The sequence below is a fragment of the Leisingera sp. ABM4_060 genome (assembly GCF_056158765.1).
Genome location: NZ_JBSWTX010000001.1, coordinates 1,642,079 through 1,664,682 on the forward strand (window position 1 = coordinate 1,642,079; position 22,604 = coordinate 1,664,682).

At 63.1% G+C, this 22,604-nt stretch carries 21 protein-coding genes and 1 tRNA gene; 12 read left to right on the forward strand and 10 right to left on the reverse strand.

Annotation, left to right across the window (positions count from 1 at the left end; genetic code table 11):
- Positions 1-89: 89 nt before the first annotated feature.
- Positions 90-1,256 (reverse strand): acetylornithine deacetylase, encoded by a 1,167-nt coding sequence (gene argE, locus ACXAEH_RS08165; protein WP_475031963.1) that lies wholly within the window; start codon positions 1,254-1,256, stop codon positions 90-92.
- A gap of 312 nt (positions 1,257-1,568) precedes the next feature.
- Complete coding sequence (locus tag ACXAEH_RS08170) at positions 1,569-3,389, reverse strand: ABC transporter ATP-binding protein (RefSeq protein ID WP_475035545.1); 1,821 nt, start codon at positions 3,387-3,389, stop codon at positions 1,569-1,571.
- Between the two features lie 345 nt (positions 3,390-3,734).
- Between ACXAEH_RS08170 and ACXAEH_RS08175 the strand changes: the two genes are divergently transcribed.
- The 4 genes from ACXAEH_RS08175 to ACXAEH_RS08190 all read left to right on the forward strand — a co-directional run bounded on the left by ACXAEH_RS08175 (position 3,735) and on the right by ACXAEH_RS08190 (position 8,802).
- Complete coding sequence (locus ACXAEH_RS08175; RefSeq protein ID WP_475031964.1) at positions 3,735-5,438, forward strand: peptide ABC transporter substrate-binding protein; 1,704 nt, start codon at positions 3,735-3,737, stop codon at positions 5,436-5,438.
- Positions 5,439-5,585: 147 nt separating this feature from the next.
- Positions 5,586-6,593, forward strand: coding sequence for an ABC transporter permease (locus ACXAEH_RS08180; RefSeq protein ID WP_039129736.1), 1,008 nt, complete (start codon positions 5,586-5,588; stop codon positions 6,591-6,593).
- On the forward strand, positions 6,586-7,497 hold the full coding sequence (locus ACXAEH_RS08185; RefSeq protein ID WP_475031965.1) for an ABC transporter permease: 912 nt from the start codon (positions 6,586-6,588) through the stop codon (positions 7,495-7,497). The genes ACXAEH_RS08180 and ACXAEH_RS08185 overlap by 8 nt, the downstream gene beginning before the upstream one ends.
- 231 nt (positions 7,498-7,728) lie before the next feature.
- Positions 7,729-8,802, forward strand: a complete 1,074-nt coding sequence (locus tag ACXAEH_RS08190; RefSeq protein ID WP_475031966.1) for a YeeE/YedE family protein — start codon at positions 7,729-7,731, stop codon at positions 8,800-8,802.
- Here the strand turns inward: ACXAEH_RS08190 and ACXAEH_RS08195 are convergent.
- Both ACXAEH_RS08195 and ACXAEH_RS08200 read right to left on the reverse strand, forming a co-directional pair.
- Positions 8,738-9,112 (reverse strand): DUF3422 family protein, encoded by a 375-nt coding sequence (locus tag ACXAEH_RS08195; RefSeq protein WP_475031967.1) that lies wholly within the window; start codon positions 9,110-9,112, stop codon positions 8,738-8,740. The genes ACXAEH_RS08190 and ACXAEH_RS08195 overlap by 65 nt on opposite strands.
- Positions 9,082-9,195: transfer RNA gene (locus ACXAEH_RS08200), tRNA-OTHER, on the reverse strand. The genes ACXAEH_RS08195 and ACXAEH_RS08200 overlap by 31 nt, the downstream gene beginning before the upstream one ends.
- Before the next feature lie 2 nt (positions 9,196-9,197).
- On the opposite strand from ACXAEH_RS08200, the gene ACXAEH_RS08205 reads away from it, so the two are divergent.
- On the forward strand, positions 9,198-9,401 hold the full coding sequence (locus ACXAEH_RS08205) for a hypothetical protein (RefSeq protein ID WP_475031968.1): 204 nt from the start codon (positions 9,198-9,200) through the stop codon (positions 9,399-9,401).
- A 183-nt stretch (positions 9,402-9,584) separates the two neighbouring features.
- The gene (locus tag ACXAEH_RS08210; RefSeq protein ID WP_475031969.1) at positions 9,585-9,734 is read left to right on the forward strand and encodes a hypothetical protein; all 150 of its coding nucleotides are present in this window, start codon (positions 9,585-9,587) and stop codon (positions 9,732-9,734) included.
- A 513-nt stretch (positions 9,735-10,247) separates the two neighbouring features.
- On the opposite strand, the gene ACXAEH_RS08215 is transcribed toward ACXAEH_RS08210, so the two are convergent.
- From ACXAEH_RS08215 to ACXAEH_RS08230, 4 genes are all read right to left on the reverse strand, one after another.
- Entirely contained in the window at positions 10,248-11,672 is a 1,425-nt protein-coding gene (locus ACXAEH_RS08215; protein WP_475031970.1) for an NAD(P)(+) transhydrogenase (Re/Si-specific) subunit beta, read from the reverse strand.
- Between the two features lie 16 nt (positions 11,673-11,688).
- Entirely contained in the window at positions 11,689-13,260 is a 1,572-nt protein-coding gene (locus tag ACXAEH_RS08220; protein ID WP_475031971.1) for a Re/Si-specific NAD(P)(+) transhydrogenase subunit alpha, read from the reverse strand.
- A 138-nt stretch (positions 13,261-13,398) separates the two neighbouring features.
- Positions 13,399-13,848 carry a methyltransferase family protein gene (locus tag ACXAEH_RS08225; protein WP_475031972.1) on the reverse strand — a complete coding sequence of 150 codons (450 nt, stop codon included), beginning with the start codon at positions 13,846-13,848 and terminating at the stop codon, positions 13,399-13,401.
- 224 nt (positions 13,849-14,072) lie between these two features.
- A complete protein-coding gene (locus ACXAEH_RS08230; protein ID WP_475031973.1) occupies positions 14,073-15,017 on the reverse strand; it encodes an MBL fold metallo-hydrolase in 945 nt (314 codons plus the stop codon).
- 143 nt (positions 15,018-15,160) lie between these two features.
- Here ACXAEH_RS08230 and ACXAEH_RS08235 point away from each other — a divergent pair, with 143 nt between their 5' ends.
- From ACXAEH_RS08235 to kynA, 4 genes are all read left to right on the forward strand, one after another.
- Positions 15,161-15,913, forward strand: coding sequence for an SDR family NAD(P)-dependent oxidoreductase (locus ACXAEH_RS08235; protein WP_475031974.1), 753 nt, complete (start codon positions 15,161-15,163; stop codon positions 15,911-15,913).
- The gene (locus ACXAEH_RS08240) at positions 15,913-16,296 is read left to right on the forward strand and encodes an MmcQ/YjbR family DNA-binding protein (RefSeq protein ID WP_475031975.1); all 384 of its coding nucleotides are present in this window, start codon (positions 15,913-15,915) and stop codon (positions 16,294-16,296) included. Before ACXAEH_RS08235 ends, ACXAEH_RS08240 begins: the two co-directional genes overlap by 1 nt.
- A gap of 86 nt (positions 16,297-16,382) precedes the next feature.
- On the forward strand, positions 16,383-17,576 hold the full coding sequence (gene kynU, locus ACXAEH_RS08245) for a kynureninase (RefSeq protein ID WP_475031976.1): 1,194 nt from the start codon (positions 16,383-16,385) through the stop codon (positions 17,574-17,576).
- Between the two features lie 148 nt (positions 17,577-17,724).
- A complete protein-coding gene (gene kynA / locus ACXAEH_RS08250) occupies positions 17,725-18,558 on the forward strand; it encodes a tryptophan 2,3-dioxygenase (protein WP_475031977.1) in 834 nt (277 codons plus the stop codon).
- Between the two features lie 102 nt (positions 18,559-18,660).
- On the opposite strand, the gene ACXAEH_RS08255 is transcribed toward kynA, so the two are convergent.
- Positions 18,661-19,233, reverse strand: coding sequence for a TetR/AcrR family transcriptional regulator (locus ACXAEH_RS08255; protein ID WP_475031978.1), 573 nt, complete (start codon positions 19,231-19,233; stop codon positions 18,661-18,663).
- Positions 19,234-19,336: 103 nt separating this feature from the next.
- Here ACXAEH_RS08255 and ACXAEH_RS08260 point away from each other — a divergent pair, with 103 nt between their 5' ends.
- Both ACXAEH_RS08260 and ACXAEH_RS08265 read left to right on the forward strand, forming a co-directional pair.
- The gene (locus tag ACXAEH_RS08260) at positions 19,337-19,801 is read left to right on the forward strand and encodes a (2Fe-2S)-binding protein (RefSeq protein WP_475031979.1); all 465 of its coding nucleotides are present in this window, start codon (positions 19,337-19,339) and stop codon (positions 19,799-19,801) included.
- A gap of 3 nt (positions 19,802-19,804) precedes the next feature.
- Positions 19,805-22,045, forward strand: coding sequence for a xanthine dehydrogenase family protein molybdopterin-binding subunit (locus ACXAEH_RS08265; RefSeq protein ID WP_475031980.1), 2,241 nt, complete (start codon positions 19,805-19,807; stop codon positions 22,043-22,045).
- Between the two features lie 40 nt (positions 22,046-22,085).
- Here the strand turns inward: ACXAEH_RS08265 and ACXAEH_RS08270 are convergent, their stop codons facing one another.
- Positions 22,086-22,601 (reverse strand): GNAT family N-acetyltransferase, encoded by a 516-nt coding sequence (locus tag ACXAEH_RS08270; protein WP_475031981.1) that lies wholly within the window; start codon positions 22,599-22,601, stop codon positions 22,086-22,088.
- Positions 22,602-22,604 lie beyond the last annotated feature (3 nt).

Here is a 22,604-nt window from a genome sequence, read left to right on the forward strand (position 1 = left end):
CGTGCACCCCCTGTGCACCGCCTGTGCACCCCCCGGTGCACCTTCAGCATCAATCTGAGCATGGCAGCCCCGGTTTCAAGGTCCCGGCCTTAGGCCTGCAGCTTTTCCACCAGCCTACGCATAAAGCCGTGCCCGGCGTTGAACTGCGCCACCGTGATGTATTCGTTCGGCTGATGCGCCTGGGCGATGTCGCCGGGGCCGCAGATCACGGCTGAGTAGCCTGCCTGCTGGAACTGGCCTGCCTCGGTGCCGTAGCTGACCACATGGCTGCCGTTGTCGCCGGTCAAAAGCCGCACCAGCGCTTCGGCCTCGCCCTCCTGTTCCGGCACCAGGCCGGGGACGTCGAAGCTCTTTTCAATATGGATGCGGGCTTCCGGATGCACGGCCTGCATCCCGGCCTCCACTTCGCGGGCCTTCGCCAGGTAGGCCGCCTCCCACTCCGCCGCGTCCTCACCCGGCACGACGCGGAAATCCATCATGAAGCGGCAGTCCTTGGCGGTGATGTTGTGGGCGGTGCCGCCTTCGATCATGCCAACGTGGCAGGTGGTCCAAGGCGGGGTGAACATGGCCTGCACTTCGCCCGGCTGTTTCGCCATATTCGCGGCGTTTTGCTGGTTGGCCCAGTCGATCAGTTTCGCTCCCTGCATGATCGCGCTGACGCCGGTGTGCATGAGGGAGGAATGCACCTCGAACCCTTCCAGATGCGTGGCATAGCCGGTGCCGCCCTTGTGCCCCGTGACCGCCTTCATCATCGACGGCTCGCCCACAATCACCGCCGCGCCTTTGGGCAAGACCGGCTGCATTGCCTCGATCATCGGCGGCGCTCCGGTGCAGCCGGTTTCCTCGTCGAAACTCAGCGCCAGCTGCAGCGGGCGTTTTACGCCTCGGGTATGCGCCTCGACCAGCGCCCAGATCGCCAGCGCGTCAAAGCCCTTCATGTCGCAGGTGCCGCGGCCGAAATACTTGCTGTCTTTCTCGACCACGGTGAAGGGATCACTTTCCCAGGGCTGGCCGTCCACCGGCACCACATCGGTATGGCCTGACAGCACCACGGCGCCCTCGTGCCAAGGCCCCACGTGGGCAAAGACGGCGGCCTTGTGCGGCTGGTCCGGGTCCACCCAGCGGTGGCTTTCGATACCGTGGGACGACAGGTATTCCTGCACCCAGTCCACCAGCGGCAGGTTGGTGTCCCGGCTCACGGTCGGGAAGGAGACCAGGCGTTGCATGATCTCCAGCGGGGTCAGTTTGGCGGCCATCAAGACTCTCCGATTGGGGATAGGCGCACTTCGGTTTCAGACAGGATTTCAACCAAGACGCGCTCCTTCATTGAGAAGTTTGCTAAAAACCAATCTCTTAGGCGCGCGCCGCCGTGAATTCGCGGTGTGCCGTTTAGGTTGGCACGTCTTGTCATTCTTCCAATGATTAGCCCCGCACTCTCGAGGTTCAATCTTATCTCCGCACTGTCTTCGGAAGTAATCTGATCCTCGATTTCCACTCCGAGATTGAAGAAACCCTTTTCATAGTAGCTTTTCCATAGAGTAAGCACGTACGCCGGTCTGGCCATATCTTCAGTACCCGCTGTCGGTGGTCAGGACAAAATGGCCGGGCTCCAGCTCCAGGTATTCCGAGGGTTCGGGCTGGTAGCCCACCTCATGGATCGGCGACGGGATCGGTTTGAAGTTCAGCTCTTTCTCGGACTTGCGCTGGCGCGGGTCGGCGATGGGGACCGCTTTCATCAGCGCCTGGGTATAGGCGTGCAGCGGGTTCTCGAAGACGCGTTCGCGCGGGCCGATTTCGACGATGCGGCCCAGGTACATGACCCCGACCTGATGGCTGACACGCTCCACCACCGCCATGTTGTGGCTGATGAACAGGAAGGAGAGGCCCAGTTCCGCCTGCAGCTCCATCATCAGGTTCAAGACCTGCGCCTGCACCGAGACGTCGAGCGCCGACACCGCCTCGTCCGCGACGATCAGCTTGGGGTTCAGGGCCAGCGCACGGGCGATGGCAATCCGCTGACGCTGGCCGCCGGACATCTCGTGCGGGTAACGGCGCATGAAGCTGCGCGGCAGGTGCACGCGGTCAAACAGGCTGGCGACGCGGTCGTGCAGTTCGGAGCCGGAGGCGAGGCCGTAGTTGCGCAAGGGTTCCGCCACCTGGTCGATCAGCTGCATCTGCGGGTTCAAGGAGGCAAAGGGATCCTGGAAGATCATCTGCATGTCCTGGCGCGCCTTGTGCATTTCGGAGGCATTGAAGCCCAGCACGTTGCGGCCTTCGAAATTGACCTCGCCGGACTGCGGTTCCACCAGCCGCAGGATCGAGCGGCCGGCCGAGGATTTGCCGCAGCCGGATTTGCCGACCAGCGACAGGGTCTGGCCTTTGAAGACCTTGAAGGAGACGTCCTCGACCGCGTGCACGTTGGAGATGGTGCGGCGCAGCAGGCCGCCCTTGACCGGGAAGCGCGTGGTCAGGTTCTTGACGTCCAGCAGCACCTCATCGGTGCCCTTGATCGGTTCGATCTTCTGGTTCTCAACACCCATCAGTTTCATCGGCTCGGGGAAGTGCTTGCCGCGCATCTCACCCAGTTTCGGCACCGCGGCCAGCAGCGCCTTGGTGTAGTCGTGCTTGGGGTTTTCGAAGATCTCCTCGACGGTGCCTTCCTCGACCTTGTTGCCGCGGAACATGACGACGACGCGGTCGGCCATCTGGGCGACCACCGCCATGTCGTGGGTGATGAACATCACTGCGGTACCGGTCTCGCGCTTCAGACGGTCCATCAGCGCCAGGATTTCGGCCTGAATGGTCACATCGAGCGCGGTTGTGGGTTCATCCGCAATCAGCAGCCGCGGCTCGCAAGCCATCGCCATGGCGATCACCACGCGTTGGCGCATGCCGCCTGAGAGTTCATGCGGATACTGCTTCAGCCGCCGTTCCGGTTCCGGGATGCGGACCTGGCGCAGCAGCTCCAGCGCGCGTTCTTCGGCCTGAGACTGGGACATCTTCTTGTGGATGCGCAGGCCTTCGGTCAGCTGGCGGCCGACGGTGAACACCGGATTGAGCGCGGTCATCGGCTCCTGAAAGATCATGCCGATCTCATTGCCGCGGATCTGCTTCATCATCTCCTGCTCGGAGGCGGCCAGGTTGGTCTCGCCGCCTTCGCGGCGGTTGAAGATCAGCTCGCCGCCGGCAATCTCGCCGCCGCCGAATTCCACCAGCCGCATCAAGGACAGCGAGGAGACCGATTTGCCGGAGCCGGATTCGCCGACGATGCAGACGGTCTCGCCCGGGCTCACCTCAAACGAGACATCCTCGACGCCGACAACCGGGCCGTCCTTGGTCTGAAACTCCACACGCAGGTTTCTGATGGACGCAATTGCGGTGTCCAGCATGGCGGCTTCCTTATCTGTCATTTTCCGAGCCTGCACGGGGAACGGGCCCCGGCCCTGCGGAGTAAACGCTACTTCGCACAAAAAAGCTCATGCAAATAATGCATAAGGATTCCAAAATTGGAATTTGCAATTTCCGGGGAACTGGTTTTCGATAACTTTAGTAGCTGCCTGCAGCGCGCCGTGCGCCGGTGCGTCCGGCAAAATGTTAAGACTGCTTAATTTTTTGCGTTACCCGTGCTGCCTGCAGGCGCAATTGCTACCGATCCGCAGCGATGCGGCAAATTTCCGGGCCCCGGTGCCCGGGCTGACAAAAAGACACGAAACGTGTCCGACAAGGAGAGTGTGATGAAACTCAAATCCCTTTTGATGGGGGCCGTGGCTGCCACCGCCCTGGCGCCGGCGGCATTTGCCGAGCGCGGCTCGGATGGCCAGGTCAACATCATTTACTGGCAGGCGCCGTCGATCCTGAACCCGTTCCTGTCCGGCGGCACCAAGGACATCCAATCTGCCTCGCTGGTGATCGAACCGCTGGCCCGCTATGACCCCGAAGGCAAGATGGTGCCCTACCTGGCGGCCGAAATCCCCACCGTGGAAAACGGCGGCGTCAGCGAGGATCTGACCTCGATCACCTGGAAGATCGCCCCGGGCATCAAATGGTCCGATGGCAGCGATTTCACCGCGCATGACGTGAAATTCACCGCCGACTACTGCATGCATCCCGAGGGCGGCTGCGCGCAGCTGACCAAGTTCGAGGGCGTGAGCTCTGTCGAGCTGGTCGACGATTTGACCGTCAAAGTCACTTTCGACAAGCCGACCCCCTTCCCCTACGGCCCGTTCACCGGCGGTGAAAGCCCGATCCTGCAAAAGGCCCAGTTTGAAAACTGCATGGGCGCCCGCGCGCCGGAATGCACCGAGGCCAACTTTGGCCCGATCGGCACCGGACCCTTTGTGGTGGATGAGTTCAAGCCGAACGACGTGATCACCATGTCGGCCAACCAGAACTACCGCGACCCGGCCAAGCCGGCCTTTGCCAAGGTGCTGTTCAAAGGCGGCGGCGACGCAACTGCGGCCGGCCGCGCAGTGATGGAAACCGGCGAGTTCGACTATGCCTGGAACCTGCAGCTGGCGCCGGAAGTGATCGCCCAGATGGAAGCAGGCGGCAAGGGCAAGCCGGTTGCGGGCTTCGGCTCTCTGGTGGAACGCATCATGCTGAACCAGACCAACCCGTCGCCGGAGCTGCCGGAAGGCGAGCGTGCCACCGCCAAGCATCCGCACCCGTTCCTGAAGGACCCGGCGGTTTACAAGGCAATGTCGATGGCCATCGACCGGCCGCTGCTGGTGGAAATCGGTTATGGCAAGGCGGGCAAGGTCGGCTGCAACTGGGTGCCTGCACCCGCGGCCTTTGCATCCGACACCTTTGACTGCTCCACTCAGGACATCGAAGGCGCCAAGGCGATGCTGGAGGAAGCCGGCTACAAGGACAGCAATGGCGACGGCGTGCGGGAAACCCCGGACGGCCAGCCGATGAAGATCCTGTACCAGACCTCGACCAACGCCGTGCGTCAGGACTTCCAGGCGCTGATCAAGGAATGGTGGAGCCAGATCGGTATTGAGACCGAGCTGCGCAACGTCAACGCATCCGTGTTCTTTGGCGGCGACCCGGGCTCGCCCGACACCTTCCAGAAGTTCTATGCGGACGTTGAAATGTATGCCAACAACTTCGACGGCACCGATCCGCAGGCCTATCTGGCCAACGGTCTGTGCGACAAGGCGCCCAAACCCGAGTCGCAGTGGCAGGGTGAGAACATCTCGCGCTTCTGCAACGAGGAATTCGACGCGCTGCATGCCGAGCTGACCAAGACTGCCGGTCTGGACGCGCGCGCTGAGATCGGCCGCCGCCTGAATGACATCATGGTCGAAAACGGCGGCATGATCCCGCTGGTCCACCGCGGCCGGCTGTCGGCACATTCCAACACCCTGGGCGGCGTTCACCTGAACGTCTGGGACAGCGAGCTGTGGAACGCGGCAGACTGGTACCGTATCAAGTAAGCGGAGCTTGCCTCACCGGGGCCCTGGCGTTACGCCGGGGCCTCTTGCCATTCAGCAACGGTTACGTTTTACCGCCCCCGCAAGAAATGGATCTGAGGCCCCCTCACCCGCTCCGAACTCACTACAAGTTGCAAAGGCGCTTACCCGATGCTGACCTTTACAATCCGGCGGCTGGTGCTGGCAGTTCCGACACTGCTGTTCATCAGCCTCGTGATCTTCCTGCTGCTGGAGCTCGCCCCCGGCGATCCGATGGCGCAGGTTCCCCTGACCGTTCCCCCTGAAGTCAAAGAGAAGATGCGCGAGGCGCTTGGCCTCGGCCAGCCCATGCATATCCGCTTCTGGAAGTGGATCGTGCAGTTCTTCTGGATCGAGCCGCAGGTGCTGATCGACCACTACCTGGGCACCTCCTTCTCCGCAGGCGATTTGCGGGTGATCTCCTGGCAGACCCGTTCGCCGGTCATGGACATCGTGATCCAACGCATTCCGCAGACCCTGTGGGTGGTCGGCACCGCCTATGTAGTTGCCATCCTGATCGCGCTGCCGATCGGCATCTATTCCGCCTACCGCCAGTACAGCTGGTTCGACCAGCTGGGGACATTTGTGTCGATGGTCGGCTTTTCGGTGCCGCCGTTCTTTTCGGGCGTCTTGGTGATCGTGATCTTCTCGGTGCAGCTGGGCTGGTTCCCGTCGATCTATGACACCACCCATGTGGTCGACAGCTGGGACGCCTTTGTCTACCAGCTGAAGCAGATGATCATGCCGGTGATGGTGCTGGCGCTGCAGATCACCGCGCAGCTAAGCCGTTTCATGCGGGCGTCGATGCTGGATAACCTTAACCAGGATTACGTGCGCACTGCCCGGGCCAAGGGCCTCAGCGAGTATGTGGTGGTCATGGTCCATGTGCTCAGGAACTCGATGATCCCGGTGGTCACTGTGATCGCGCTTGGCATCCCCTCGATCTTCGGCGGCGCCATCATCACCGAGCAGGTGTTCAAGGTGAACGGCATCGGCCAATTGCTGATCGGCGCCATTCAGGCCAACGACCTGCCGATGGTGCAGACGCTGACCTTCATCTTTGCGGTGCTGATCGTGCTGTTCAACCTGATCGCCGACGTGCTGTACGGCATTCTTGACCCGAGGATCCGCTATGACTGAGCTTAGCAATCCGCAACCCGCCAAGCCGCCGCGCAGCCAGTGGCTGGACGTCTGGGACCAGTTCAAGTCGCACCGCGGCGCGCTGATGGGCGGGGCCTTGTTCCTGTTCATCATCCTTGCGGTCTACCTGGGTCCGTTCTTTTGGGAGCTTGAGGCCACCCAGATCAACATCCGCCACCGCAACCAGGGCCCCAGCTGGGAGCATCCCTTTGGCACCGACCAATTGGGCCGCGACATGCTGGCCCGGATGATGGCCGGCGGCGCGACCTCAGTCTCTGTCGGTCTGACGGCGATGCTGCTGGCGCTGTTCCTGGGTTCCTTCATCGGGGTGATGGCCGGCTTCTTCAAGAAACTCGACGGGCCGCTGATGCGCCTCACCGACCTATTCCTGGCGCTGCCGCTCTTGCCGCTGCTCTTGGTGATGATGCTGCTGTTCCGTGAGCCGCTGAATGCGGCGTTTGGCCCGGAGCAAGGGATCTTCATCCTGATCGTGGTGTCCATCGGGGTAACCAGCTGGATGCCCACGGCGCGGATCGTGCGCGGCGATGTGCTGGCGCTGAAGGAGCGCGAGTTCGTGATGGCGGCGCGCTCCATCGGCACCACCAACAGCAGCCTGATCACCCGGCATATCCTGCCCAACGTGCTGTCGCCGATCATGGTCTCGGCCACCCTGGGCATTGCCACGGCGATCATCACCGAGTCGTCGCTCTCCTTCCTCGGCCTTGGCTTCCCGCCGGATTTCCCGACCTGGGGCCGGCTGCTGTTTGATGCCACCGACTATCTGCAGCAGCACCCCGAACGGGTGTTCTGGCCCGGCATGGCGATCTCGCTGACGGTGCTGAGCGTGAATTACCTGGGCGACGGTCTGCGCGACGCGCTGGACTCGCGGATCCGGGGGCGCTGAGGCGGAACCCCCGCACATATTCAAATAAAAACATGACTATTGGCCGCCCTGCCCCGGGCGGCCAATTTGTTTTTCCGGGCACGGGTACGCAAAACAAACCATCGGCCTTTGGTTAAAATTTCAGAACACTTTCCCGAGCCCACGGCGCAACCCGCAGCCGAACAGGCTTGCCCAAAGCGCCGGCAGGCGTCATTTCGGGAAAATATTCCGCTTTTCCGCCTGGTGACTGCAATGTTCGAAACATTTGGCTTTGAAGAGACCACCCCGCAGGAGGTATCCGTCTGGTTCGCCCTGGGCATCGGCATCCTGTTCGGTGCGCTGGCACAGCTGACCCGCTTCTGCTTCCGCCGCACCCTGATTGGCGATGACCGCCGCCTGGCCGCCGGTGTCTGGGCCATGGCCCTGGCGGTTGCTGTCATCGGCACCCAAGCAGCTGTGGACATGGGCTGGGTCAGCTTCGCGGAGCACCGTCTGCTTGCCGGGGATCTCCCTGTTCTCGCCATCGTTCTGGGAGGGCTGATGTTCGGCGCAGGCATGATTCTGACCCGCGGCTGCGCCTCCCGCCTCTTGGTGCTGAGCGGCAGCGGCAACCTGCGCGCCCTTCTGGTCATCGCGGTCTTTGCCATCGTGGCCCATGCCACGCTCAAGGGCGTGCTGGCGCCGGTGCGCACCGCGCTTGGCTCGGTCACGCTGCCGATGGCAGAGAACACTTCCCTCGCGGCCCTGCCCGGCGGCGCGCTGCTGTGGAGCGCCGTCATTGCGGCTGCGGCTTTGCTCCTCGCCCTGCGCTCCGGCAATGGCCTTGCGATGCTGGCAGGCGGTGCGCTGATCGGGCTGCTGGTGCCGCTGGCCTGGGTTGGCACCGGATTTGTGCTTTATGATGAATTCGACGTGATCCCGATGCAGAGCCTTTCTTTCACTGCGCCTGCCGCAGACACGCTGTTCTTTGCCATTGCCTCCACCTCCATCCCGGCTGGCTTTGGCCCCGGGCTGTTTGGCGGTGTGCTGCTTGGCGCGCTGGCGGCGGCACTGCTGAACGGCGGGTTCCAGTGGCAGAGCTTTGAAAGCCCGCGCCAGACCGGCCGTTACCTGACCGGTGCGGTGCTGATGGGTGTTGGCGGCGTACTGGCAGGCGGCTGCACCGTAGGGGCGGGCCTCGCAGGCATTCCCACGCTCAGCGTTGCCGCCCTGCTGGCACTGGCTGCCATAGCCATTGGCGGGCTAGGCATGAACGCAGCCCTTAGTGCAGCTTTTTCCGGATCCGCCGAACACCCAGCCAGACCAGGCCAACAACCGGCAGAGTGATCAGCGCCGTCAGCGTGCCCTTGCTGATGTCCAACGCTGCAGTCAGCGGATAGAGCGCATAAGCCGCCAGCGACACCGCATAATAGCTGATCGCCACCACCGACAGCCCCTCCACCGTGTGCTGCAGCCGGAGCGCCAGATCGGCGCGGCGGTCCATGCTCGCGAGCAGTGCCTGGTTCTGCGCCGAACGCTCCACATCCACCCGGGTCCGCAAGAGCTCCCCTGCCCGGCGGGCGCGGTTTGCCAGGGCCTCCAGCCGTTTTTCAGTGGATTTCACCGTGCGCATGGCCGGCTCGAACCGGCGCAGCATGAACTCCTCCAGCGTCTGGAAGCCCTTGTGCCGCTCCTCCCGCAGCAGGCTGACACGCTGGTTGACCAGCGCGTCATAGGCGCCGGTGGCGCTGAAGCGGAAGGCAGAGCGGGCTGCCATCGCCTCCAGTTCCGCCGAGACCGTCAGCAGCTGCGACAGGGTCTGCTCGGCCGGCGCGGAGCCGCCGGTCATCTCCGCCATCATCTCGCTCAGATGGGTGTCCAGCCCGCTGATCGTGGGGGTGAGGCCGCGGGCGCGGGAAAATCCCAGCATCGCCATCGCCCGGTAGGTTTCGATCTCGCACAGGCGCTGCACGATCCGGCCGATCCGGTTGTGGCCGGTGCCGGGTGAGGTGAAGACGGCAAAGCGCATATGGCCTGCCGGATCGATGCGGAAGTCGCCGCCTACAACCGCGCTGCCGCTCAATACCTGACTCACCGCCAGGCTTTCCGGCACCAGCCAATCATGCAGGATGGGCTTCAGGCTTTCGCCCTCGGGCCTTGGCTGCACCCGGATCATCGCCGAGGTGATCCGCTGCCCCGGCGCCTGCTCCAGCCAGTCCGCCGGGAACACCTCGAAATCCGCCGGATCAAAGGCGCGGGCGCTGAGCGTGTTGCAATAGGCGGTGTAGCTGACGAACTCGCTGTGCTGCTCCCATTTCAGCATATGGCGGCCGATCTGCGCCATGTGGTGGGTGGCACCGGGCTTGGGATGCGGCGCGCCATGCCGGTCCAAGAGCTCCGTCAGGTGATCGAGATCGCGCATCCGGTCACGGTGCTCAGCCTCGTTCGGCTGTTTCACCGCAAGGTAGACCACCGTGCAGGGGCTGGACATGGCGGGAAAGGGGCGCGCGTGCAGCTCATTGGTGAGCTGATAGCGCAGGGGATGGTCCTGGATCGGGGGCATGGTGGTCTCCGGGGCAATGACGGCAACCATAAAGACCTGGGGGAAACATGTACAGAAATGTTTTATTTCAATACGTTAAGGGGATGCGATGGTATACAGAGGCAAGGGTGCAAGGGGGCTCTGCCCCCGGCCCTCGCGGGCCTCCCCCGGAGTATTTTTCACCAGAAAGAAGCAGCAACGAAAAAGGCGCCCCGGGGTGGAGCGCCTTTCCTGAGTTCTGCCGGTCTGCTTACTGGATCATGCCCAGCAATGTGTCGAGGCTTGCTTTTGCATCACCGTAGAACATGCGGGTATTGTCCTTGAAGAACAGCGGGTTCTCGATGCCGGAGTAGCCGGTGCCCTGGCCGCGCTTGGAGACGAACACCTGTTTCGCCTTCCAGCATTCCAGCACCGGCATGCCGGCGATCGGCGAATTGGGATCTTCCTGCGCCGCCGGGTTGACGATGTCGTTGGAGCCGATGACGATCGCCACGTCGGTTTCCGGGAAGTCCTCGTTGATCTCATCCATTTCCAGGACGATGTCATAGGGCACCTTGGCCTCGGCCAGGAGCACGTTCATATGGCCCGGCAGGCGGCCTGCAACCGGGTGGATGGCAAAGCGCACGTCCTTGCCCTTGGCGCGCAGGCGGCGGGTGAGTTCGGCGACATTCTGCTGCGCCTGGGCCACCGCCATGCCGTAGCCGGGGATGATGATCACTGAGTCAGCGTCTTCCAGCGCGGCAGAGACACCGTCGGCGTCGATGGCGATCTGCTCGCCTTCCACTTCCATCGCCGGACCGGTGGTGCCGCCGAAGCCGCCCAGGATCACGCTGACAAAGGAGCGGTTCATCGCCTTGCACATGATGTAGCTGAGGATCGCACCGGAGGAGCCGACCAGCGCGCCGACCACGATCAGGAGGTCATTGCCCAGGGAGAAGCCGATCGCCGCCGCGGCCCAGCCCGAGTAGCTGTTCAGCATCGAGACCACGACGGGCATGTCGGCGCCGCCGATGCCCATGATCAGGTGGTAGCCGATGAAGAGGGCTGCCAGGGTCATCAGCATGAGCGGCAGGAAGCCGCCGGTGTTGAAATACCAGATCAGGCAGAGGAACGAGAGCCCCGCAGCGCCAGCGTTCAGCATATGGCCGCCCGGCAGCTTGGTCGCCGCCGAGGTGACCTTGCCCGCCAGCTTGCCGAAGGCAATCACCGAGCCGGTGAAGGTGATGGCGCCGATGAAGATACCGAGGAAGAGTTCCACGCGCAGGAAGGCGATTTCTGCCGGGCTCTTCTTGGCGATCAGCTTGGCAAAGGCGCCGAGATCATCGGTGCTTGCAGCCGCCGCCACGTTGCCGATCTCGAAATGGGCGATGAAGCCCACGAAGACCGCCGCCAGGCCGACCAGCGAGTGCATCGCCGCAACCAGCTGCGGCATTTCGGTCATCTGCACCTTCTTGGCCACATAGGTGCCGATGATGCCGCCGCCGGCGATCAGGATCAGCGACAGCAGCCACAGGCCGGAGCCGGGGCCGATCAGGGTGGCGAAGACCGCCAGCCCCATGCCTGCGATGCCGTACCAGACCGCGCGTTTGGCGCTTTCCTGGTTCGAGAGGCCCCCGAGGGACAGGATGAAGAGAACAGCCGCAACAACATAGGCGGCGGTGGTGAAACCAATCATAAGTCCGTCCCCCAATTCAAGATTTCTGGAACATGGCAAGCATGCGCCGGGTGACGAGGAAGCCGCCGAAGATATTGATCCCGGCCATGAAGACGCTGAGTGCGGCCAGGAGGATCACCAGGAAGGAACCCGAGCCGATCTGCATCAAGGCACCCAGGATGATAATCGAGGAGATCGCATTGGTGACCGCCATCAGCGGCGTATGCAGCGAGTGTGCGACGCCCCAGATGACCTGGAAGCCGACAAAGCACGACAGCGCAAAGACGATGAAATGCTGCATGAAGCTGGCCGGGGCAAACAGGCCCACCAGCAGCAAGAGAGCGCCGCCGCCTGCCAGCATGGTGACCTGGCTTTTGGTCTGCGCCTTGAAGGCTTCAATTTCCTGCGCCCGTTTTTCCTCCGGGGTCAGTTCCGGCACCGTCTCCTTGGGCTTCGCCGCAATCGCCTGCACTTTCGGCGGCGGCGGCGGGAAGGTGATCTCCCCCTCAAACGCCACGGTGGCGCCGCGGATCACATCGTCCTCCATGTCGTGGTTGACCTGGCCGTCTTTTTCCGGCGTGAGGTCAGCCATCATGTGGCGGATATTGGTCGCGTACAGCGACGAAGATTGCGCCGCCATGCGGGACGGGAAGTCGGTGTAGCCGATGATGGTGACGCCGTTTTCGGTGACGATCTTCTCATCCGCGACGGTCAGCTTGCAGTTGCCGCCCTTCTCTGCCGCGAGGTCCACGATGACCGAGCCCGGCTTCATCGCGGCAACCATATCTTCGGTCCACAGCTCCGGCGCTTCGCGATTGGGGATCAGCGCGGTGGTGATGACAATGTCCACCTCCGGCGCCAGTTCGCGGAATTTGGCGAGCTGCGCCTCGCGGAATTCCGGGCTGGAAACAGAGGCATAGCCGCCGGTGGCGGCGCCGTCCTGCTGTTCTTCCTCGAAGTCGAGATAGACGAACTCGGCGCCCATCGACTCGACCTGTTCGGCCACTTCCGGGCGCACGTCGAAGGCATAAGTGACGGCGCCCAGGCTGGTGGACGTGCCAATTGCGGCCAGACCCGCCACGCCGGCGCCCACCACCAGAACTTTCGCGGGAGGCACCTTGCCCGCCGCGGTGATCTGGCCGGTGAAGAAGCGGCCGAAGTTGTTGCCCGCCTCAATGACCGCGCGGTAGCCCGCGATATTGGCCATGGAGCTGAGCGCGTCCATCTTCTGGGCGCGGGAGATCCGCGGCACCATTTCCATGGCGATCACATTGGCGCCCTTGGATTTGGCCAGCTCCATGCCTTCTTCATTGCCCGCCGGGTTGAAGAAGGAGATCAGCGTCTTGCCCTTGGTGAGCCGCTTCAGCTCGGTCGCATCCGGCTGGCGCACCTTGGCGACAATGTCGGAGGCTTTCCACAGCGCCGCCGGGGTCTTGATGACCTCGACGCCTGCCGCCTCATAGGCCGCATCGGAAAAGCCTGCCGCTGCGCCTGCCCCGGTCTCGATCGCGCAATCGTAGCCGAGTTTCTGCAGCTGCTTGGCAAAATCCGGCGTCATGCCGACCCGGTTCTCACCTGCAAATGTTTCTTTTGGTGTTCCTATTTTCACCCTTTTGGTCCCCCTCGTCTTGCCCGTGCCAGCAGTGCTCAGGTACGGATCGCAATGATTTCTATTACATCGCGCAATATTGTTGCGCAAGGATTTTGCTGCATTGCCGCAATTTTATGCCGCAATGCCGCGTCCAGATCATAGCCAGCGGCGCACTTTCTGCTCATACCGCGCCCAATCGGCCCGGAAATTGCGCCGCATCCGGTCCTCTTCCGGGATTACGAACCGCTTCTCCAGCAGCCACAGGAAGACCGGGATCAAAGGCAGCGACAGCACCGCATCGAACCACAGAATGAGGCCCGCGAGGATCAGCACATCGCCCAGGTAGATCGGATTGCGCGAGCGGCTGAAGATGCCCGATTGCACCAGGCGGCTGGGTGTTTGATGCGGGATCACGGTGGTCTTTTGCCGCCGCATTTCGGTGATGGCGAGCAGTGCCAGAAGAATGCCGCCTCCCAGCAGGAGGCCGCCCAGGAAATCCGCCCAGGCGCCACCGAAGGACAGCCCGAATGCGGCATGTTTTGCCTGCAGCCAGGCAGTCAGCACAAAACCCGCCAGCCAGGCCGGCGGTACGTCCAGCCACCGCATCACACCCGGTTCTCCGGCAAAATATGTCCTGAAATCACGCACATCGCGGGCAGTTTTTCCTCATCCAGCCGGGCCGTCCAGACCTCTTGAACCAAGACTGGAAATTAAGGACAAATTGCCCCCGATGCCGCATTTACGGCGAATTTGTCCCGGCTTGCGGCATGATCCTGCACAAAATCCCCCGAAAGCCTAAGTATATTTATGTGTACTGAGGGCGCAGGGCCTTATTCCCACTCCATTTCCTCGAACACGCGGCCTGCGTTCTTGGTCGCCAGTTCCTCGAATGTGTCCAGGCCCTTCCAGCGCGCCTGATCAACATAATAAGCGCTTGCGAGGTCTCCGCCCGCCTCGATATGGGCGCCGATCTTGGCCCGCAAATCGGTCAGGTAGTCGAGCGTGTAGCGGCGCACCTGCGGCAAATTGGTCGGGTGGCCGTGGCCGGGGATGACATAGGCCGGCGCCAGCGGTTCCAGCTTGTCCTGCCAGGTCTCGATCCAGCATTTGGTGCAGGTGTGCGGGAAAACCGGCAGCATCCGTTCGTGAAAGGCGATGTCGCCTGCAATCAGCAGATCCCACGCCGGGATCCAGACCTGAATATCGCCGGGGTCATGCGCCGGGCCAAGGTGCAGCACCTGCATTTCTACCCCGCCGAGGCTCAGGTCATAGCGGTCTTCAAAAGACATATTGGCGTGCTCAACACGGGTCTCCCCCGCCCGGTCCTTGTTGTAGCCGCGCATCCACTGCAGGATCATGTCGCTGTTTTCCTGCGTCTCGGCAATCGCCTCGGCATGGGCCAGCACATCGACGCCTTGGTCGCGCCAGTATCCGTTGCCCAGCATCGCGTGGCCCTGGCCGTTTTCGTTGATCACCAGCACCACCGGCTGATCGGTTACCTGCTTGATCTCGTCATGCAAGGCTTGCGCCAGCGCATCGGAGGCGCCGGCATTCACCACCACCACGCCTTCGGATGTTACGATGAAGGACAAGTTGTTGTTATGGCCTGCATTTTCATAAGTCGGCGGTGCCGTGGCTCCAATGGCCGAGAACACATTCGGTATAACCTCAACCGGCTTGGAATAAAGCTCGGATTGCGGGTATTGGTCGGCAATGTCCTCGCTGGCAAAGGCGGCGAATGGCAACAGCAAGGCAAGGGCGGCAAGGGGTTTCATCACATCTCTCCCGGATCATTTGCTGCAACATTCACACATGCGAATATAACTGTAAACGCCTTCAATCTGCGGCGTGACGGCACGGCGGGGTTGCCAGAGGCCCCTGCCCGGCTAGGCTGATCCGCAAACAGGGAGGCGAGGTTATGAGCTTGCAAGGCAAACACGCGCTGGTCACAGGCGGCGGCACCGGTATCGGGCAGGCCATTGCGCAGGCTCTGGCTGCTGAAGGCGCCCAAGTCACCATCACCGGACGCAGGCAGGAGGTGCTGGAGGGGGCCGCAACAGACGGGCTGCACCCGCTGGTCATGGATGTGCGTGACGAGGACGACGTGGCGGCCAAGGTTGCCGCCGCGGTGGAGGCCCGCGGCCCCATCCAGATCTGCGTCGCCAATGCAGGCATTGCCGAGGGCGCCGCGCTGCACAAGACCTCGATGGCGTTCTGGCGCGACGTGATGGCGACCAACCTGGACGGCGCCTTTCTGACCATCCGCGAGTGTTTTGCGTCGATGCGGCAGACCGATTGGGGGCGGGTCATCACCGTCTCCTCCATCGCCGGGCTGCGGGGGCTGAAAGGCGGCGCCTGTTACACGGCCAGCAAGCACGGGCTGGTTGGCCTGACCCGGGCGCTGAGCGAGGATTATCTGGGCACGCCGTTCACCTTCAACGCGCTGTGCCCCGGCTATGTCGACACGCCCATCGTCGAGCGCAACATCACCTCTATCGCCCAGCGCGCCGGGCTCAGCGCGGTGGAGGCGCTGGATGTGATGGTCAACGCCAACCGCCACAAGCGGCTGATCGAACCCGCCGAGGTCGCCGCCGCGGCGCTTTGGCTGTGCGGGCCTGGCTCAGGCTCGGTCAACGGCCAATGCATTGAAATTGCCGGAGGGCAAACCTGATGAACCGAAAGGAATTCAACACGTTCTGCGCCACTTTTCCAGCAGCAGAGCATGTGGTGCAGTGGGGCAACTCGGACGTCTGGAAAGCAGGCGGCAAGCTGTTTGCGGTCTGCGGCTGGTCTGATGGCCAGGACGCTTTCACCTTCAAAGCGGGCGAGATCGCCTATGAAGTTCTGCAAGAGCGCCCCGGCGTCCGCCCGGCGCCCTATCTGGCCTCGCGCGGCATGAAATGGCTGCAGCAGTATGACGACGACGGCCTGTCGGACGCTGAGTTGAAGGAACAGATCACCCTGTCTTATCAAATGGTGACTGCGAAGCTGTCCAAGAAGAAGCGGGCCGAATTCGGCATCCCCGATCCTCAGCCCGCTTCCCGGCAGGACTGAACCCGGCACCTCTAGACAGACGCAGTCTGATCCAGTACGAAATTGAAAGCTTCAAGCTTAAAATACCCATCAGACGCGAGGCTCCGATGACCGATTTTGCCGCGACCAAGGCGATGTTCGACCTGCCCGAAGGGGTGATCTATCTGGACGGCAACTCACTGGGGCCCCTGCCCCGCGCCGCCACTGAGCGGGTCGGCAGGATGATGCAGGATGAATGGGGGCAGATGCTGATCACCGGCTGGAACAAGGCCGGCTGGATGCAGAAATCCAAGGATCTGGGCGACCGCGTCGGCCGCCTGATCGGCGCTGAGCCCGGCCATGTGATCATGGGTGACACGCTGTCGATCAAGGTTTATCAGGCCGTCGCCTCGGCGCTGGAGCTGAACCCCGGCCGCAAGGTGGTTCTGTCGGACAACGGCAACTTCCCCTCCGATCTTTATATCGCGGACGGGCTGCTGAAATCGCTGGGACCGGAGTATGAGCTGCGGGTGGTGGACCCGGAAGCGGTGGAAGAGAATATCACCGAGGACATCGCGGTGCTGATGATCACCGAGGTGGACTACCGCACCGGCCGCAAGCACGGCATGAAGGCGCTGACCGCCAAGGCCCATGCAATGGGCGTGCTGACGGTCTGGGATCTGGCCCATTCCGCAGGTGCGCTGCCGGTGGACCTGGCAGGCTGCGAGGCCGATTTTGCAGTCGGCTGCAGCTACAAATACCTCAATGGCGGGCCCGGCGCGCCAGCCTTCATCTATGTGTCGCCCCGTCATGCAGAGACCGCCCGGCCCGCCTTGTCTGGCTGGCTGGGGCATGAGGCGCCGTTTGCCTTTGACCTCGACTACCGCCCGGGCCGCGGCATCGACCGGATGCGCGTCGGCACCCCTCCCGTTATCCAGCTCACCTCGCTGGAAGCAGCGATGGACATCTGGGACATGGCGGATATGGATGCTGTGCGCGCCAAGTCCATGGAACTCTGTGACCTGTTCATCACCGAAGTTGAGGCCAAATGCCCGGACCTGGAACTCGCCTCCCCGCGTGACGCCGCCCAGCGCGGCAGCCAGGTATCCTTCAAGTTCCACGAGGGCTATGCCGCCATGCAGGCACTGATCGCGCGCGGCGTGATCGGAGATTTCCGCGCCCCGGACATCATGCGGTTCGGCTTCACGCCGCTGTACATCGATGAGGGCGACGTGCGGGCCGCAGTTGAAATCATGCAGGATGTCATGACCAACACCCTGTGGGACCGTGCCGAATACAAGCAGCGCGCAGCCGTCACCTGATGCATCTGCGCTCTGCATATCACGTACCGTTGTGCCGCCCGGCGGGCTGGGTCGCGCTGTGGCGCCGCCTGGCCCAATGCGGCACCCTGAACCGGAGGACGCATTCCTTTCCCTGACATATACTGACTTTAGGAAAAGGAACGATCCGATGAGCAAACCCTATGATCCCGCCGAAGACGGCGCCCAGATGTCCTTTGACGGGCGCATGTCCTATGGCGATTACCTGTCGCTCGACATGCTGCTGAACGCGCAGAAGACATGGACCAATACCCATGACGAGATGCTGTTCATCATCCAGCACCAGACCTCTGAGCTGTGGATGCGGCTGGCCATCCATGAGCTAACTGCCGCGCGCGAACGGCTGCAAAGCGGCAGGGCACACCAGGCCTTCAAGATGCTGGCCCGGGTTGCACGGATCTTTGAGCAGCTCAATTCCGCCTGGGATGTGCTGCGCACGATGACACCGTCGGATTACACCGCCTTCCGCGATGAACTGGGCCAAAGCTCCGGCTTTCAGTCGCATCAGTACCGGCAGATCGAGTTCATGCTGGGCAACCGCAACAAGGCGATGCTGCGGCCGCACGCGCACCGGCCGGACATTCTGGCGCTGCTGGAGGCGGAACTGGCGCAGCCGTCGCTTTATGACGTGGCGCTAAAAGTGCTGTCGCAAAGCGTGGCGCTGCCGGAAGAGGTTCTGAACCGGGACGTCAGCACGGCCTATCAGCCGCATGAGGCGGTGACCGCGGCCTGGACCCAGGTCTACCGCGATACCGAAACCCACTGGGAGCTCTATGAGCTGGCCGAGAAGCTGGTGGATTTCGAGGACTACTTCCGCCGCTGGCGATTCAACCATGTGACCACGGTGGAGCGCGTGATCGGCTTCAAGCGCGGCACCGGCGGCACCGGCGGGGTGAGTTACCTGAAACGGATGCTGGAAGTGGAGCTGTTCCCCGAGCTGTGGCACCTGCGCACCGAGCTTTGAGTTCCTGCAGAACAGGGAGTGCTCCCGCCCGTCATCAAGGGGCGGGGCCCCTTTCTTCCCGTTGGGTCCGGCGCCGCGCCTGCGGCGCGGCGAGCCTGGCGATCAGGGTTCAAGCGCCTGGGCGCAGAGGGCGGCGTAGCTGGAAACATCCGCCTGGTAGGCGGCATATCCTGCCGCCGACTTCTTGATCCCCTTGAGGCAGGCGCAGATCACCCGCGCCAGATCCTCAGGCGGTCCTGGCAGTTTCACGCGGCCGGCCTCTGCCTCAGCTGTCAGCCAGTTGGCATAAAGCGCGCTCAGCGCGGCCTCGCCCTTGATGATGGTTTCGCCTGCCACGCTCATCGAGGTTTCCAGCAGTTCCATCCCATGCGGCGAGGACATCATGCTTGCCATCGCTTCGCCGCCGTGGCCTGCAAAGGCAGCCGCCAGTCTTGACTGCAAGCCCCCCTCCGCCGCCAGTGCCGCGGCAATTTCGGCCTGGGCGCGGGCATAATAGCCCTGCACAAGAGCGCAGAAGATCGCCTCCTTGTTCTTGAAATGCAGATAGACCGCCGGCCGCGACATGCCCGCGCCCTTGGCGATGTCATCCATCGAGGTCTTGCGGAATCCGTACGTTGAAAACGCCGTCCAGGCGGCTGTGAGGACCGCCTGCTGCTTCGGATCTATGCCTGCCATGTTCATAAAACCGCTTCTGACACCTGTTGTAAAAAATGTCAATTGACACCCTGACATATTTGCCTATTTTTGTCACAACGACACAGCCCAGGAAGGCACTGCCATGTCCACCACGCTACGCATCAATGGAAAGAGCCATCAGGTAGAGCTGCCGGATGAGGTGCCCCTGTTGTGGGTGCTGCGCGATGAAGTGGGCCTCACGGGCACAAAATTCGGCTGCGGCGTCGCGGCCTGCGGCGCCTGCACAGTGCATATCGATGGCGAAGCGGTGCGTTCCTGCCAGGTGGCGCTGTCGGATGTCTGGGGCGAGGTGACCACCATTGAGGGCCTCGGCACGCCGGACGCCATGGCAGCCATCCAAAAGGCCTGGGTCGAGCATCAAGTGGCGCAATGCGGCTATTGCCAGTCCGGCCAGATCATGCAGGCGGCGGGCCTGCTGGCGGAGAACCCCGCCCCCTCCGATGCCGAGATCGACGAGGCGATGCAGGGCAACCTCTGCCGCTGCGGCACCTACCCCCGGATCCGTGCGGCCATCCATGCCGCCGCCAAGGCGTTGCAGGAGGCGTAAACCATGGCCAGCATTGCAAAAATCGCCCGCCGCACGTTCCTGATCGGCTCTGCCGCCATCGTCGGCGGCGTGGCTTTTGGCACCTATTACGTCAGCCGGCCTGCCCCCAATCCGCTGCAGCCGGGCGACGGGGAGGCCGCGCTAAACCCTTTCGTGCTGATCGACCAGAACGGCGTCACCCTGTTTGCGCCGCGCGCCGAGATGGGACAGGGGGTGAAAACCAGCTGGGCGGCGCTGATCGCCGAAGAGCTGGACGTGGAGCTGGACCAGGTGCGTGTCCTGCACGGGCCTGCTGCCAAGGCCTATTACAACTCTGCCTTCATGGCGGATGCGCTGCCGAGCAAGGGTTATGACACCAGCAATTTCAAGCATTCCATCGGCGAGGCGCTGGGACACTTGGGCAAGGTGCTGAGCCTGCATGGCACCGGCGGGTCAACCTCGATGAAGGACGGATTCAAGCGGATGCGGCTGGCCGGTGCCTCGGCCCGGGAGACGCTGAAACAGGCGGCGGCAGAGCGGCTTGGCATCAGCCGCAGCCAGCTGAGCACCACCAAAGGCGCGGTGATTGCACCGGACGGAACCGCAATTCGCTATGGCGATCTGGCGGCTGAGGCTGCCGGATTGGAGCCAATAGAGGCAGAGCTGCGCCCGGGCAGCGACTGGCGGCTGATCGGCAAATCCCAGCCGCGCCTCGACATGGTGGAGAAGGCCACCGGCACCGCGGAATTCGGCATCGACGTGCGGCTGCCGGGGATGAAGTTTGCCGCGCTGCGGATGAACCCGCGCCAGGGCGGCGGCATGAAGAGCTTTGACGCCACAGCGGCGCAGATCATGGCCGGCGTTGAAAAGGTGATCGACATGGGCCCCGGTATCGCCGTGGTGGCCAGCAACACCTGGCTGGCCATGCAGGCGGTAGAGGCGGTTGAGGTGGAATGGGAAGACGCCCCCTATCCGCCGGAAACCGGTCAGATCTTTGCCCGCATTGCCGAAGCTTTTGACGAGGAACCCAACTCGGTCATGCGCGATGATGGCGATGCGGACCAGCTGCCCGAAGGCGCAACGGAATTCACCGCGGACTACCAGGTTCCCTATCTGGCCCATGCCACGATGGAGCCGATGAACGCCACCGCGCTCTTGGAGCGGGACAAGCTGACCGTCTGGTGCGGCAATCAGATGCCTACTTTTACCCAGTCGCATTGCGCGGCCGAGGCGGGGCTGGACAGTGAACAGGTGGACATCCGCACCACCTATCTGGGCGGCGGATTCGGGCGCCGGGTGGAATTCGACTATGCGGTGCTGGCCACCCGTGTTGCCAAGGAAATGCCCGGCGTGCCGGTGCAGCTTACCTGGAGCCGCGAGGAAGACATGCGCCACAACATGTACCGCCCCGGCGCCATGGCCCGGATGCGCGGCGCGGTGAAGGACGGCCGGGCCATGCTTCTGGATGGCAAGGTGGCGGCAGCCTCGCCGACCCATCAGGCGATGCAGCGGCTGGCTGGCTTTACCCCCTCCGGCCCCGACAAGGTGCATGTGGAAGGGTTCTACAACCCGCCCTATGCAATCCCGAACTTCCGCATGGCGGGCCATCTGTCGGATGTGCAGATCCCGGTCGGCTTCTGGCGCTCGGTCGGCAACAGCTTCAACGCCTTCTTTGTCGAAAGCTTCATCGATGAGCTGGCCCATGCGGCTGGCACCGACCCGATGGAATTCCGCCTGGACCTTGCCCGGCGCGAATGGGCCCCCGCTGCGGGTGTGCTGGAAGCGGTAAAGGAGATGTCCGGCTGGACTGGCCAAACGCCTGAGGGCACCGGCCGCGGCGTCGCCATGTGCTACAGCTTCGGCACGCCGGTGGCCGAGGTGATCGAAGTGGTCGAGGAAGACGGTGCCATCCGCATCGCTAAGGCCTGGATCGCTTGCGACATGGGCCGGGCCATCGACCCGGAGATCGTCAAGGCGCAAATGTTCGGCGGCATGGCCTATGGCCTGTCGGCGGCCTGCTTTGGCGAAATCACCTTCTCGAACGGCGCGGCGGAACAGGGTAACTTCCCCGACTATGACGCCTTGCGCATGCACACGATGCCGCAGACCGAGGTCCGGGTGCTGGAGGCCCAGGCCCAAATGGGCGGCGCAGGCGAGCCCGGCACCCCGCCCGCGGCACCGGCGCTGGCCAATGCGCTGTTTGACCTCACCGGCAAGCGGGCACGGCAGCTGCCGCTGATGCATGCGTTTGATCTGCTGATCTGACCAAGACTGCGGCCTGTCCCTGGCGGCGGGCCGCAATTTCTCAGATCAGGGATTTCACCATGCGGTAGTTGTGAAGCGTCACGCCCCGGCGCTCCACCTCGCGCCGCCGTTCAACGGCGAAACCCTGCCGCTCAAAGAACCCGCGCGCGGCCTCGCTGGCATTCACATGAAGCTGCCCCAGCCCTTGCGCCAGCGCCGCGGCCTCCAACTGCCGGCACAAGGCTGCCGCAACACCCTGACCCGCAGCCCGCGGGTGGCAGAACAGCATGTCGATATGGCCGTCTTGCTCCAGGTCGATGAAGGCGGCAGCAACATCCGCCTCATCCGCGGCCACCCACAGCTTGCGGCCATCGCAAACCCGCTGCCGGAACAGCTCCGCCGGCGGAACCTCCGGACACCAGGCGGCAATCTGCTCCGGCGTATAGTGGCGGCTGGCAATGGCATGCACGGCCGAGTGAAACACACCCGCCAGCGCTGCCGCATCTTCAGCCCTGCCGCACCGGACAGTGAACGGCCCCTGACGCAAGGCAGCGCTGCCTGCACCTTCATCTGTCATGAA

What these genes read in the sequence shown, in the direction of transcription:
- ACXAEH_RS08225 (WP_475031972.1), bottom strand. Translation starts at nt 13,848, where the DNA reads ATGCGGTGGCTGGACGTACCGCCGGCCTGGCTGGCGGGTTTTGTGCTG.
- kynU (WP_475031976.1), top strand. Translation starts at nt 16,383, where the DNA reads ATGACCGATTTTGCCGCGACCAAGGCGATGTTCGACCTGCCCGAAGGG.
- ACXAEH_RS08235 (WP_475031974.1), top strand. Translation starts at nt 15,161, where the DNA reads ATGAGCTTGCAAGGCAAACACGCGCTGGTCACAGGCGGCGGCACCGGT.
- ACXAEH_RS08270 (WP_475031981.1), bottom strand. Translation starts at nt 22,601, where the DNA reads ATGACAGATGAAGGTGCAGGCAGCGCTGCCTTGCGTCAGGGGCCGTTC.
- ACXAEH_RS08180 (WP_039129736.1), top strand. Translation starts at nt 5,586, where the DNA reads ATGCTGACCTTTACAATCCGGCGGCTGGTGCTGGCAGTTCCGACACTG.
- ACXAEH_RS08185 (WP_475031965.1), top strand. Translation starts at nt 6,586, where the DNA reads ATGACTGAGCTTAGCAATCCGCAACCCGCCAAGCCGCCGCGCAGCCAG.
- ACXAEH_RS08190 (WP_475031966.1), top strand. Translation starts at nt 7,729, where the DNA reads ATGTTCGAAACATTTGGCTTTGAAGAGACCACCCCGCAGGAGGTATCC.
- ACXAEH_RS08210 (WP_475031969.1), top strand. Translation starts at nt 9,585, where the DNA reads ATGGGCTTCAGGCTTTCGCCCTCGGGCCTTGGCTGCACCCGGATCATC.
- ACXAEH_RS08195 (WP_475031967.1), bottom strand. Translation starts at nt 9,112, where the DNA reads ATGCTGCGCCGGTTCGAGCCGGCCATGCGCACGGTGAAATCCACTGAA.
- ACXAEH_RS08230 (WP_475031973.1), bottom strand. Translation starts at nt 15,017, where the DNA reads ATGAAACCCCTTGCCGCCCTTGCCTTGCTGTTGCCATTCGCCGCCTTT.
- ACXAEH_RS08260 (WP_475031979.1), top strand. Translation starts at nt 19,337, where the DNA reads ATGTCCACCACGCTACGCATCAATGGAAAGAGCCATCAGGTAGAGCTG.
- ACXAEH_RS08215 (WP_475031970.1), bottom strand. Translation starts at nt 11,672, where the DNA reads ATGATTGGTTTCACCACCGCCGCCTATGTTGTTGCGGCTGTTCTCTTC.
- ACXAEH_RS08255 (WP_475031978.1), bottom strand. Translation starts at nt 19,233, where the DNA reads ATGGCAGGCATAGATCCGAAGCAGCAGGCGGTCCTCACAGCCGCCTGG.
- kynA (WP_475031977.1), top strand. Translation starts at nt 17,725, where the DNA reads ATGAGCAAACCCTATGATCCCGCCGAAGACGGCGCCCAGATGTCCTTT.
- ACXAEH_RS08240 (WP_475031975.1), top strand. Translation starts at nt 15,913, where the DNA reads ATGAACCGAAAGGAATTCAACACGTTCTGCGCCACTTTTCCAGCAGCA.
- ACXAEH_RS08265 (WP_475031980.1), top strand. Translation starts at nt 19,805, where the DNA reads ATGGCCAGCATTGCAAAAATCGCCCGCCGCACGTTCCTGATCGGCTCT.
- ACXAEH_RS08170 (WP_475035545.1), bottom strand. Translation starts at nt 3,389, where the DNA reads ATGCTGGACACCGCAATTGCGTCCATCAGAAACCTGCGTGTGGAGTTT.
- ACXAEH_RS08175 (WP_475031964.1), top strand. Translation starts at nt 3,735, where the DNA reads ATGAAACTCAAATCCCTTTTGATGGGGGCCGTGGCTGCCACCGCCCTG.
- argE (WP_475031963.1), bottom strand. Translation starts at nt 1,256, where the DNA reads ATGGCCGCCAAACTGACCCCGCTGGAGATCATGCAACGCCTGGTCTCC.